The 12,417-nt window shown below is 58.6% G+C and carries 10 protein-coding genes; 8 read left to right on the forward strand and 2 right to left on the reverse strand.

Features of this window, described 5'->3' with window-relative positions:
• The first annotated feature begins 16 nt into the window (after positions 1 to 16).
• The 6 genes from WCB02_RS11585 (at position 17) to WCB02_RS11610 (ending at position 8,760) form a co-directional block, all read left to right on the forward strand.
• On the forward strand, positions 17 to 1,681 hold the full coding sequence (locus tag WCB02_RS11585; RefSeq protein WP_423958307.1) for a fasciclin domain-containing protein: 1,665 nt from the start codon (positions 17 to 19) through the stop codon (positions 1,679 to 1,681).
• Between the two features lie 132 nt (positions 1,682 to 1,813).
• Positions 1,814 to 2,404 carry an SIS domain-containing protein gene (locus WCB02_RS11590; RefSeq protein WP_423958309.1) on the forward strand — a complete coding sequence of 197 codons (591 nt, stop codon included), beginning with the start codon at positions 1,814 to 1,816 and terminating at the stop codon, positions 2,402 to 2,404.
• Positions 2,404 to 2,952 carry a D-glycero-alpha-D-manno-heptose-1,7-bisphosphate 7-phosphatase gene (locus WCB02_RS11595; protein ID WP_423958311.1) on the forward strand — a complete coding sequence of 183 codons (549 nt, stop codon included), beginning with the start codon at positions 2,404 to 2,406 and terminating at the stop codon, positions 2,950 to 2,952. The genes WCB02_RS11590 and WCB02_RS11595 overlap by 1 nt, the downstream gene beginning before the upstream one ends.
• Positions 2,953 to 3,434: 482 nt before the next feature.
• A complete protein-coding gene (locus WCB02_RS11600; protein ID WP_423958313.1) occupies positions 3,435 to 4,562 on the forward strand; it encodes a radical SAM/SPASM domain-containing protein in 1,128 nt (375 codons plus the stop codon).
• Between the two features lie 427 nt (positions 4,563 to 4,989).
• Complete coding sequence (locus WCB02_RS11605; protein ID WP_423958314.1) at positions 4,990 to 7,554, forward strand: tetratricopeptide repeat protein; 2,565 nt, start codon at positions 4,990 to 4,992, stop codon at positions 7,552 to 7,554.
• A 6-nt stretch (positions 7,555 to 7,560) separates the two neighbouring features.
• The gene (locus WCB02_RS11610) at positions 7,561 to 8,760 is read left to right on the forward strand and encodes a hypothetical protein (RefSeq protein WP_423958316.1); all 1,200 of its coding nucleotides are present in this window, start codon (positions 7,561 to 7,563) and stop codon (positions 8,758 to 8,760) included.
• Positions 8,761 to 8,805: 45 nt separating this feature from the next.
• Here WCB02_RS11610 and WCB02_RS11615 read toward each other — a convergent pair whose 3' ends face one another.
• Positions 8,806 to 9,969, reverse strand: coding sequence for an MBOAT family O-acyltransferase (locus WCB02_RS11615; protein WP_423958317.1), 1,164 nt, complete (start codon positions 9,967 to 9,969; stop codon positions 8,806 to 8,808).
• 18 nt (positions 9,970 to 9,987) lie between these two features.
• Here WCB02_RS11615 and WCB02_RS11620 point away from each other — a divergent pair, with 18 nt between their 5' ends.
• The gene (locus WCB02_RS11620; RefSeq protein WP_423958319.1) at positions 9,988 to 10,200 is read left to right on the forward strand and encodes a hypothetical protein; all 213 of its coding nucleotides are present in this window, start codon (positions 9,988 to 9,990) and stop codon (positions 10,198 to 10,200) included.
• Between the two features lie 137 nt (positions 10,201 to 10,337).
• Here the strand turns inward: WCB02_RS11620 and WCB02_RS11625 are convergent, their stop codons facing one another.
• A complete protein-coding gene (locus WCB02_RS11625; RefSeq protein WP_423958320.1) occupies positions 10,338 to 11,420 on the reverse strand; it encodes a hypothetical protein in 1,083 nt (360 codons plus the stop codon).
• 506 nt (positions 11,421 to 11,926) lie between these two features.
• Between WCB02_RS11625 and WCB02_RS11630 the strand changes: the two genes are divergently transcribed.
• A partial coding sequence (locus tag WCB02_RS11630; RefSeq protein ID WP_423958321.1) for an acyltransferase family protein occupies positions 11,927 to 12,417 on the forward strand: 491 nt, incomplete at its 3' end.

The following is a 12,417-nucleotide window of genomic DNA, read 5'->3' on the forward strand; positions in this document are numbered from 1 at the left end:
GCACCCCGAGGAGCATTTGCGGCCGCTGAACGGATTTGGCTTCACGCAGAATGTGCTGACATCGCACGCGGTCGCATTCCGGCCTCGCGCCATCCGGATGAACGAGAACTTTTGTCCTGTCGAGAAACTCGATCGCGTGGCGTTCGAACCCTGCTTGTTCCTGAGCCTGGAACCGGCGCTCAAGCTTCTCTCCCTCTACCTTCATCCATGGCGGATGGACGATGCGACGTTGAGTGAGTTTGGGGCGTGGGCCGCCAGTTACTTCTTTGACGTGAATCGACGCGAAAGCCAAAAGATGCATGCCTACATCGTGAGTCGGCCGATCCCGCCGCCACAACGCAGACGGGCCGAGCTTGCTTCGCAATTCTTCATCGGGCAAATGAACGCCAGCCGGCAGATTTTCCGGTTGTGGCGGTTGTTGGCAGACAGGGGCCAATTGAGCGCCGCGCGCTGGCTCGCGGCCGCGCACGTGCAGATGCGGCTGAGGCGGCGTCTCGCGGTACGCCTGCCGGTCACGATCTTCGTTCCCGAAGAGAGCGCGCTCGGCCTCATCGCGGCAGAGGAGCAGCTTCGCCTGCTGTCCGGCGGCGGCGCGCTCCTTGCCACATTGCGCGCGCATGTTGCGGAAGGTCGTCACACGATTGCGCGCGGTGATCGGCTGGTCCCCTCGGATGCGGGCCCAATTCGAATGATCGACGGCGCGTCCTATGCTATCTCTGATCAGGGATCGGTCCGTGTCACCGCAGGACCGATCCATCTGGACGAAATTGACGTCTATTGCATCGATCGTCCGCTCGTGCCGCTCGCGCTGCGTCCGGCCACCGCGGCCGATAGACTTGACATCCTCGCGCGCTCGGTTCGGCGTCGCTCTGGCCATGGCAGCCGGCGTGCCAAGTCGGCGCTGGTGCAGCTGCTTAGCCGCAACCGTCGTGTCTTCAGGCTGGTTGCAGATCTGCGCGGGGAGTGGCTCCGTAAATCTCGTCAAGGCCCGGATCATATCCACCAGGTCGATCACCCGGAGCTTGCGCTTGCGACGTATCGCCGGGCGCTGGCATTCCGCAGCCTGGATGCGTTGCGGCAGCTCTACGGCTTCTACCGTTGCACGGTCTTGGACAGCACCGGGGTCCCGGTCGCGCCGGAGCAACGTCTCGACCGGCCGACTGCGCTGGGCGAGGAGGCTTCTGCGCTGCTCTCGGATGTTGTGCGGTCCTGGCCGAATTTCGCGGAAGCCTGGCTGGAGCTGGGATATGCGCGGCTTGATGTCGCCCAGCCTGACGCCGCGCTCGATGCCTTCACGCACGCAGCTCTGCTGCCGCCAACCTTGCCGCTCGGGCGCTTCGATCCCGATCCGCGCATTGTCGCAGCGCTCGAGCAGGCGCGCCTGTTGATGGTCCGAGACCGCCCGTCCGACGCGCTCGCCGCGTTGGAGGCGGTGGCTCTCACCGGCCCGATTCCACGAGGCCTTCATGCATTGCGCGCTCGGCTACTTCTCGGTGCCGGGCGGCTTACCGACGCGCTTGACACATTTGATCGCTGCATGCAGAACGACCACATCCATCAATCCTTCGCGGGCTTGCTCCCGCGAAACTTGAATGCTCTGGAGGCTGAACTCGACGCTGTCGCCCTGGATTGGGTTCCTAGCGGCAAGAGATATCGCGGAACTGTCGCCGGAGCCGAGTAAGTTGATCTTGATGATCATGACCACGACCCGTGCGGGCGAGGCTGTCCCGCGGAACTCCATTAATTCCAGGGATTGAGCTGCTCGCGGAGCGGCCAGCTTCATCGTCCTGTGCCGACTTGAAGGGGGACGTAAATGCCAAATTCGCATACCGCAACATATTTCGAGGAAGTCGGCAGCATCGCTTCCAGGATTCCCGTCGGCGAGGTGGAGGCCCTGGTCAGTGAGCTCGTGGCGCTGCGTGAACGCCATGGCAGGCTGTTTTTTCTCGGCGTCGGCGGCAGTGCCGGAAACTGCGGTCACGCCGTCAACGATTTTCGCAAATTGTGCGGCATCGAGAGCTACGCCCCGACGGACAACGTCTCCGAACTGACCGCGCGGACCAATGACGAGGGTTGGAGCACCGTGTTCTCGGAGTGGCTCAAAGTCAGCCGCGCCGATGAGAAGGACGCGGTCTTCGTGTTTTCCGTTGGCGGCGGCAATCTTGAGCGCAACGTCAGCCCCAATCTCGTGGAAGCGCTCAAGGAAGCCAAAGCGCGCAACCTCAGGATATTCGGTGTCGTCGGCCGCGATGGCGGCTATACCAAGAAGGTTGGTGATGTCGTGGTGGTGGTGCCCACGGTCGCGGAGTCCCGGGTGACGCCGCATTCGGAAGCCTTTCAGGCGGTGGTCTGGCATTGTCTGGTCTCGCATCCAAAGCTGCAGGTAATGGCGACCAAATGGTAGTGCGTGCGGTGTTCCTGGATCGTGATGGGGTCCTGAATGCCAATATCGAGCGCGACGGCCGGCCCGTCGCGCCGTGGCGCCGCGAGGATTTCAGGATTTTACCGGGTGTTCCCGAGGCGGTGGGCGAACTGAAGCGCGCCGGTTTCGTGACCGTGGTCGTCACCAACCAGCCGGATATTGCCAATGGACGCACGCAGCCCGCCACGCTCGCTGCCATGCACGAGGAACTTCGTCGTCACGTCGAGATCGACGATATCCGCGTCTGCCCCCACGTCGATGCCGACGCCTGCGCCTGCAGGAAGCCCAAGCCAGGCATGATCGAGGACGCGGCCGCCGAGCACTCCGTCGCACTCGATCAGAGCTGGCTCGTTGGCGACCGTTGGCGGGATATCGCGGCGGCCCATGCTGCCGGTTGCAGGTCGATCCTGGTCGGTGACTGGGACGGCGGTTCTCCGGAGGGAGTGTGTCCGGCGGATTATCGGGCAAAGTCTTTGCCAGATGCGGTGCAGATCATCCTGCAGGAAGACCGCATGTCGGTTGCGGGATAAGGCACCGGGAATTGTCGGAAGACGGCGTATTTTTGCCGCGTCTGCGTGGTGAGAAGGCGCAAGATGAGCGGTCAGACTTGGACCGCCGTGACGTGGCAAGCCGTCAACGACCTTCTTAGGACTCGCGATTCTTCCAAAGCAACGTTGTCCGCTTTCGTTGGCGCGGCGCCGGTGTGATCTGGGGGGAACTCTACATTGAAATAGCGGCAAAAGCTGTGGTTTCTGAGCTTTTCTCCTCGCGGGAATTGACACCTGGGCAATTGTGGTGGCATGCCTGTCGAGTTGCTAAGAGGTTAAGGCATGACGATCCGACTGGTCACGGTCGTTTGGCTGCACCGATCCGTACGTGCGTTTTCTCGTATAGCCATTCGTGGTCTACTTGCCGAAGGAAATGCCTTGGACTTGGCGCGCGCTCATCGGGGCGTCTTTGGTGTCGTGGTGACGACTGGCGAAGAGCTTGGCATTAGGTAAAGGGGGCAGCCGTGCACGATATCACTGTGCAACCCACGAAGCTTCGCAGCTTGCCATCGCCCGAACCGGCCGCGGGCCTTGATTCGTACCATCGGGAACGCGCCCTGGCGCTTGCCGGCGATCCGCGGCGCAAGGCGAACTACGAAGCCTATCTGGGGCACCAACGCCGAGATGCGGTGATCGATTATTTGCCGGTCAAACTCGATATCGAGAACGTCAGTAGATGCAACTTCCGCTGCACGATGTGCGTGGTCGCCGACTGGCCAAAGGGCCGCCGGTCGGACGATATGTCCCTGGGCGATTTTCGCCGGCTTATTGACGAGCAATACGGCTTGGTCGAGATCAAGCTGCAGGGCATTGGTGAGCCCCTGATGCAGGGCGACGATTTCTTCGAAATGATTCGCTATGCTCGCTCGAAGCATATCTGGGTTCGAACAACCACCAACGCCTCGCTGCTTCACTTGCGCGACAATTACAAGAAGCTGGTGGATTCGGGGGTCAACGAGATCCAGATATCCATCGACGGCGCCACCCGCGACGTGTTCGAGCAGATCCGCGTCGGCTCTGTCTTCGAGCGTGTCGTCGCCAATTGCAAACTGATCAACGACTATTGCCGCGAGCAGGGCGTTGAACGGACCAAGATGTGGACGGTTGTCCAGCAGGCTAACTGCCATCAGTTGGGCGATCTCGTCGAACTGGGACAGGAGCTTGGCTTTACCAACCAGGTCTTCTCGCTCGAAGTCATCGGTTGGGGCCTCGAGGCCTGGAACGAGCGGAACGGCTCGGTGACCGTCGAAGACAAACTTGGCCTCGATTCCATGCTCGCTCTGCTGGAGAAGGGCCGGTCGCAGGGTCGACGCGTCTCCTTCTGGCACACGACCGAGAAATATCGGACGGATTCGCCGGGCCACCTCTGCCCTTGGCCGTTCGAGCGAGCTTATGTTTCATCGGATTTGCGTGTCGTGCCGTGTTGCACGGTCGGCAATCCGGATACCTACCAGATCGGCGCCGCCCTCGATAACAACGGTAGTTTCTCTGACGTGTGGAAGAGCGACGAGTTTGCCGACTTCCGTCGCGCCCATCTGGAAGGGCGACCGCCCCAGATCTGTCGCGCCTGTTACGAGCAGCCCAAGGAATGAGCTGATCAGACAGCGCCGGGTCTGGTTCACGGCGGCGAGACTTTGTTGATCTATTCCGACGCGCGATCGCTCCGATGGTCGCGTCCACGATGACGCGTCTGTTCGGCTTTACTCGATGCACCGACGAGGCAGGTCCCAAGCGACAGTGACAAGACTTCGGCTGGTAGTGCAAACAAGCAAACCCTGATCGGAGCCGTTCGCACGACAAACTCACGAAATCAATAAGTTGCTAATGTTCAAGGCCGGCGATTACAATTTTGTCTCGACTGGGACGGGACGATTACTATACGTTGCAAGACAAATGGACTACGTGAAAATGGCTTGTCATCGTGGCGGGCAAGCGCTTTCTGCGGAGCAGCCTCTGGTGCGTCGCTCGGCGTCGTCTGAGACAACCTTTGCTGGCGCGTAGATCGGGAGCTGCAAGCATATGAAGATCAGGCTGACTACCGTTACCTGGGGACGAGACTTTGTTGACCTGTTCCTGCGCTTGACCATTCCGAGCCTGTTAGCGGAAGGCAACATCCCCGCCATCGCTGACGCCCACCAGGTTGGGTACACGATCTATACGACGGCCGACGATGCCCAAATTCTTGAGCGCCACCGGGTTTTCCAGAATCTGCGCAGGCAGATCGACGTAACCGTGTCGGTATTCTCCCCGTCGGAGATTGACCCTCACAATCATGGATCGCACGGTATTCTTTGGCGGCGGGCTATCGAATTGGCTCGGCGAAACGAGGAAGTGCTTTTCTTCATCATTCCCGATCTTCTGTATGGGCAAGGATCGCTGATGAACTGGGCGACGCGTATGAGGGATGGCGCGAAAGCGGTCTTTACGCTCGGCCCGCAAGTGGTCCTGGAGACGATCCTGCCGGAGATCGAACGGCGGTTTGGAAGTGAAATCATCAGCATCGGCCGGCAGGAATTACTCGATCTGCTATACCGTCACTTCCATCCGTTGCACGCCGCCATGCGTCGCGACAGCCCGCGGCGGCCGCCGCATCCGGAATATGACCTGCGCATCGTTCCAGGTCAGGGCGCGATTGTTCGTGACATTGTCTCGAACCCGTTCTGCCTGGACCCAAGCCATTTTTCCGAGCTCCGCCATTACAGTCCGCAGCATCGGCTCGATCGGATTGTGTTGGAACCGTGCTCGACCTTGAGCGTCGAGCCATTGCTCAAGCGCCTCGATGGTTATTTTCGTGCGTGGCCTCTCGATGGGATTCGTCTCTCGAATCTTGCAGGATGGTGGCATGCTTTCGCCACTGAGTCTTGCGTGTATGAGAGCCAGTTTCCTGTCGAACTCTATGACCGCTCGATACCAGGTGCGGAAGCGGAACGCAGACGATGCATCGCGGGAGGCCGGTTCTATCGCTCGCAGCTGATCATTGCCGGACGACTTTTCCGGCTTTTCGACACACTACGTGGCCGCGGCTATGCCAAGGCCGCCATGTTGCTCGCCGTCGCAATCTATGCCGGACGTCTTCGGCGTCGAATCGTTTCGCGCGAAAATCCGATTATTCTTGTTCCGACCGATGCTGCGATCGAACGCGATTGGGAACGGATTCGCGAACTGCTGGTACCGGGTCGAGAGCGGGAGTTTGTCGATCTCATTCGTGATCATGTCCTGATCAGTGGCAGCAGGGCGCCCCTTTTGACTGCGAGGGGACTACCCGCCGAACCACTGCTTGGAGCTCTTCCCGCTCAGCAGCCTTTCAATGTTGAGGCATTTACCATCTATTCGATTCATAGAGTCCTATGGCGCGAGGCTGAGATCGTGCACTCCGCGCAACCGGCGACCGCGGCTGGGACAGCGCCGCCTCCAACTGGCGTCTTCGCCATGACGACCTGGGCGCAGCAATCCAGAACTCACCGACTTATCTACCATGCGGTGCAAATTCCGTTCATCGAGCCGCTTGTTGCCCCCGTTTTCCTGACTTACGATAATCTGAACAGGAAAGGAGCGCTAAAACTCCGTCTTCGCGCCTGGGTCGAGATACTATATTTTGTGGTTGCAACGCTCCGTCATCCGTCCAACTGGCGCAGCAACGCGCTAAGGGTTATGACAGCCTTGTCCCAATCCCTCGGAGCGATCCCCATTGTCCGCCGCTTTGCCCGTCTGCCCGGATTGTTCGTTATCAGTCTGGTAACTGATGGTCCACGGATGACCTGGAAGAGAAGTCGGACGAAAATCGCTCGTTGGTATTCGCGCGTGGCCCCGGGATTTCCGTTGCCGTCCTTGGCCGCGAAAATCTTGTACTCCAAAATCCCTGAAGAACGGTCATCGTTATACATCGGCGCGGAAGATGCTGCAGTTCTGGCTGAAGTACGATCGGTTCGTGCGCTTCAGGCCGTCGGGCAGGTCCTTGGCGAGTTTCAGGCGGTCGTTGCCACGTCGCGGTCGGTGCCTTTGGCCATGGTCGATCGAAGGCTCGGCGACCTGGAGAAGTCGATCGGGCGTCCAGTCGCAGAGGCCCTCGAAGCGGAGCTTGTGGGTCTTACAAAGAAGTATCCTCGCTGGGCGGAGGCGTGGCTCGATCTTGCGTTTCTATACCAGGATACGGATCGGAACGATCTTGCTCTCGACTGCTTCGCGCGAGCGATGCATGGCGATCGATGTACTGACTTCTCCGATCGCTGCATCAGTCCCCAGGCCATTGCTGCCGCAAATCATGGCCGCGCACTATCAAATCAGGGATTGCTCCGCGATGCATGCGACAGTTTTTCATTGTGCCTTAAACTTGATCCCGCACAAAAGGCGGTCGCCGTCGAGTACGCGGATGCGCTGCGCGGATCCGGCGAACTCGAATTTGCGACACATTACTATCTCGAAGGAATGTACTATCAGGAAACACGCTGGAATTTGCCGGCGTTCCCTCGCGATGTCAGCTTGCTGAGCTTCGCGCACATTGCGGGACCTAAGCGCGCTGGCGCCTTGTCGCACCCGCGTTCCGTCGGGCGCTCGACCTCGGCCCTACAGACAGCAGGGAGGTGATGCCAAATGACGCGCGACTCCTCGATGCCTAATGGTATTCACATCGCGATTGTCGTGTTCGGGCCAGTGTATACTGCGCTCTTGACGCAAATTACCCTTGCCAATCTCGCCGCTCTGGTGCGTGAAATTCCTGACGATCTACGCGAGCTCAGCCGCGTGCGGATCATGACGACAGCGACAGACGCTTGCACTATCGAGCAAGCTCGTACTCTCAAATTGCTCCGCGAACACATCGATGTCGAGGTCCTCGACAGAGCCAAGCTTCATGGTCATGACACGCATGGCGACTATGGGCCGATGGTCGTGAGCCAACGCCTGCTCGTGGTCGAGGCGATGCGAGCCGACGCCGCGCTGTTCTTCATCGGTCCTGATCTGATTCTCAACAAAGGCGCCTTTGCGGCGCTTGTGAGCCGTTTCCGCGAAGGCTATCGGTTGGTCATCGGTCCGGGGCCGCGAATCAATCGCAGGACTGCTGTTGCGGAACTGAAAAACCGGATTGCCGAGTCGCCCGATGGCGCTTTCGCGCTCGCGCCCAGAGAGCACGCAGCTCTGCTATTCCGGCATTGGCACTGCGTCAACAGCCAATATTTGATTGAAAGCCCGAGCAGCTACTGGTGGAAGGCGTATGTCTGCTATCGACCGCGACCGGAGGAACTGTTGTTCCGCTCGTTTCAGGGCCCGACATTCGCCGCGTGGCCGGCGCGCATTGACGAGAACTTCAATGGCTTCATCGACCACCAGCTTGCCGCTGTGTGCTGCGAATCGTGGCGCCAGATCTATATTATCCCGGACAGTGACGAATGCCTTGCTCTTGATCTCACCGAGGATGACCGCAGGGATATGCTGCCTCCTGCCGACCTGCTGGCGCCGTTCCTGTTGAGCCAGCTGTTCGATCACGCTGCCATCAAGGACATGTATCTGCGGTGCGGCGTTCGTGCCTGCCGGGTTCATAGCGGCGAATCAGACAGCCAGTCTGTTGCCGCGTGGCAAAGAGAGTTCGACCGAGTTGTTGATCCACTCGTCGTGATCGCCCTCGGCGAAAGGTCCGTCGGGCGACACGCGGGGCCGATGGTCGCGAAGATCTATCGTACCTTGTGTCTGTGGAGTACCCACACCCTTCTATTCGTTCTGGGTCCGATCGCGTCCCGTATGGTCCACAAATGGAAAGTGTCAGCGCCGCTCAACTCCGGTCCGATTTCCCAGTGATTAGGCTGCCGAAAATCGTATCGGAGCCAACAAAGTGATGCCGTTCTAGAACTGGAAATACAAAAACGGTGTGCCGTCCCCCACTGCCAATATGGCGAACAGCGCGAGAGAAAATAGCGCCGCCGTTGCGACTGCCCAAGGCACCTGCATTTGCCAATCGAGCCGCAGCAGGCTCCACGCCTGTGGCAGTTGGTAGGAGTCGAGGCCGACTCGGTATTTGTGCCGGAAAAGCTCGTTCACGTTTGGCAGCAGGAGGCAGATAAGGTAACCGGCGGCGATGATGTCCCGGCTCATGACAGTGAGGATCGGCCCCATCATCCCAAGTACCTGCGGCGTCGCCGCTGGTTGCCCCAAGCCGAACATGGCAGCCAATACGCGATGCGCCGTGGTCAGCGAGTCGGCACGGAAGAACACCCATGCGATGACGACGCAGAACTGGGTCAAGACCAGACTGATTGCGGCATAGGCTATAGTCTCGCTCGCTCGCAGCAGGATCGGCACGCGCGCCGTCAGCTTGACCCAACTGTGGTTGGTGACGAGAAAAAAGCCATGCAGGCCACCCCACACCACGAAGGTCCATCCGGCGCCGTGCCACAGGCCGCCGATCAGCATGGTGGTGGCAAGATTAAGGTTGCGCCGCGCTTCTCCGAGGCGATTGCCGCCCAATGGAATGTAGAGATAGTCGCGCAGGAAGCGTGACAAGGTGATGTGCCAGCGATGCCAGAATTCGGCGATGCTTTGCGCCTTGTATGGGGCATCGAAATTGAACGGCAGCACAATGCCGAACAGCAGTGAAATGCCGAGCGCCATGTCGCAATAGCCCGAGAAGTCGAAATAGATCTGGAGCGCGTAGGCCAGAGCGCCGCCCCAGGCGTCCAGCCTCGAGATTGCGGCCTTGGAGGCTGCCGCGAAGATCGGGTCGGAAATGGTCGCCATGTAGTCGGCAATCGCGACTTTCTTGAACAGGCCGACGACGAACACGGTCAAACCGATCGCCAGCCGCTCGCTCGTCAGGCGGCGCTCGGCCGAGTCGAATTGGGGCATCATCTCGCGATGGTGCATGATCGGCCCGGCAATGAGGTGCGGGAAGTACGTGACGAAGACGACGTATTTGATGAAATTGCGCTCGTAGACGCGGCCAAGCGCGACGTCCGCCAAGTACGCGATCTGGGTAAAGGTGAAGAATGAGATGCCGAGCGGCAGCGTCACCGACAGAGGCTGGAGCGGATGCGGCGCGACGGCGTTGATGATTTCGATTGCGAAATTGGTATATTTGTAGAAACCCAATACGGCGAGGTTTGCTGTAACCGCTATGACAAAGATCGCCCTCGAATATTTCTTGAAGGTGAGAATGACGATAGCGAACAGAAAATTGATCAGGATCGAGATGCCGATGACGGGAAGAAACGCGATGTTCCAATACGCGTAAAAAGACAATGATGCCAAAGCCAACCAGACCATGCGGGGAACTGCCGTAGCGAAAATCGTTCCGAGGATGAGGAAACCGGCAAGGGAGATCGGCAGGAAGACGAAGATGAATTCGATGGAGTTAAAGAGCATGTCGACACCTGTTGCCTCTAATGCTGGGCGCTGACGCCCGCCTCTTCTTTAGGAGCCGGAAATAGCTTCCGAAACGCCGGCAGCTGCTCTAATTGAGAGAAAAGGACTGCCGTGTATTCGTGAGCACCGATACGGTCGAGATGTGTGCCTCCGTCAGCCGTAGTGAATTGCGTCGCATCTACGGTTATTGCTGGCGTTGTGAGAGCCGATGCAATATCGAGGACTCTTCGGGCGCAGGAGTCTTTGTTGGGCGTCTGGGTGAGAACAGCGATGCCGCCAAGAGCCTCGACATAGTGTCTGGCATCTTCGAGTTCTTCAGGCGGAGCCGGGCAAGAGTCTATGACTGTCTGAATGCGTGGATTGCTGGTTGATAGATAGTTCGGCCAGCCATCGAGATACCAATTACCTGTCTTTGCCGACCGGAAGGAACGGCCCTGGTTGAGCAATCCAAATGGTATTTTGAGACGCCAGACGAGATTGCGGCCGAGAACATTCTTAAATGCACGCAGGCGGCCATAGCTGACGACTCGTTCCGTCGCACTCGCTCCAAACGCACTCGTCCATGTCATGGAAAAGAAGCTGTTGTGTAGTTCACCCACATCGATGACCCACATTTTTGGTTTTAATGCCCACTTCTGGATGATCCGCAGCGCAAACTCTCCGCTCGGAACGCCTGCAAAGGCCATATTGAACATTTTCAGGTGATGTTTTTGCTCGAAGGCTTCAAACAGCCGCCAATCAATGCCGAGAAGAGGTCGGGAAGTCCCGAGAAATATGATGTCGGCCTGCTGCGCGTTCTCAATAGAATGGCCGATGCCGTGAAAGAAGATGTCGTTGTCCTGGATCTCAGAATAGATGCCGTAGTTGTAGTACCACGCGCCGTCTCCGTTGAGCGGAATGGCCGCGAGATGGTCTTCCCCCGGAGAATAGATCGCCGCAAAAGCGAGCAGGATAAGCCCAACCGCGGTACCGGCGAAGGCCAACCAATACTTCACCACCGGCGCTACCGCTCTGTGGAACAACGAAGACGAAGCGCAGCCGATTGGGGAGCTGTCGTCGATGGAATCCGTCACAACAGGCCCAGGAGAGAATTTATGCATTCGAATTCCAGATGGGAGTAGAGCGCCAAAGCCTTATGCTTGCCGGCAAATTCACGCCGACGTCAATTCCAGCGAGAGACGAAATCGGCATGCAACCGTAATCTTCGCATCCGTGTGTTGCGCCGTCGCCACACCGTGGGCGAATGGGCAAACCGGGTCCGCGCTGAGCGAGTTGCGCAATGCCAAATGCTGTCCGCATCTTCTATCCCTATCCCGGTTCGTCAATCTCAGGAAATCACCGTGCTCAACGCTAACAACTTGTAGGGTAGCGGGACGTAAGCTTATGTAATCAAAATAATTTTTATCCGCAGCCTCTGTCGAGGCGGCGTCTGGGCGCTACGGATGCATCGGGCATTGGTCTATCCTATCGATTTCACGCGGGAAAACGAGAGCGAGCGGTCTTGCTGTGGCCGTTGTGTCACGCTAAGGCAAAAAAATTCCAGCAGTTGATCGAACTGTGGTCTAGCTACAATTTGTGATCCTCTTGGGAATCGCGGTATTTTTGTATGGATGAGCTTGTCACACGCAGTTCGTTCGCTATTGGGCCGCTAAGAGCGGCATTGGATCATCGAAAGTTCTATCCCGAGCTCGAAGCGCTTCGCGGCGTCGCCGCGCTCATCGTCGTGATATTCCATGCCGTCGGCGGCCGATCGCCAACGCCCGCCCTGCTGAACAACCCCAGCGTTGACGGTGTGGCTAACCTGATCCTCACCAGCCTATTTCCGGGAACTGGGGCCGTCGCGCTGTTCTTTGTTCTCAGCGGGTTTGTTCTTGGCGCGAACGTTCAGCCAAGCGGAGCGTTGTCGCCGAAGTTCTACGTCGCCTTCGCTATCCGACGCCTGTTCCGGCTCATGCCGTCTTTGTGGCTTTCTCTAGCGTTGGCGATGGCATTGTTCGGCAACATGTCGTTGTTTCATCTGTCCGCGCTATGGGTTTCGGATGCTGCGATGGCGATCAATGGACCGCTGTGGAGCCTCCGCATTGAATTGATAGCAAG

It is taken from the genome of Bradyrhizobium sp. (assembly GCF_049581145.1).
Lineage (GTDB): Bacteria > Pseudomonadota > Alphaproteobacteria > Rhizobiales > Xanthobacteraceae > Bradyrhizobium.

Excerpts from the sequence above, each read along its gene's own strand:
- WCB02_RS11590 (WP_423958309.1), top strand. The coding sequence starts at position 1,814 with ATGCCAAATTCGCATACCGCAACATATTTCGAGGAAGTCGGCAGCATC.
- WCB02_RS11605 (WP_423958314.1), top strand. The coding sequence starts at position 4,990 with ATGAAGATCAGGCTGACTACCGTTACCTGGGGACGAGACTTTGTTGAC.
- WCB02_RS11610 (WP_423958316.1), top strand. The coding sequence starts at position 7,561 with ATGACGCGCGACTCCTCGATGCCTAATGGTATTCACATCGCGATTGTC.
- WCB02_RS11620 (WP_423958319.1), top strand. The coding sequence starts at position 9,988 with ATGCGGCGCGACGGCGTTGATGATTTCGATTGCGAAATTGGTATATTT.
- WCB02_RS11625 (WP_423958320.1), bottom strand. The coding sequence starts at position 11,420 with ATGCATAAATTCTCTCCTGGGCCTGTTGTGACGGATTCCATCGACGAC.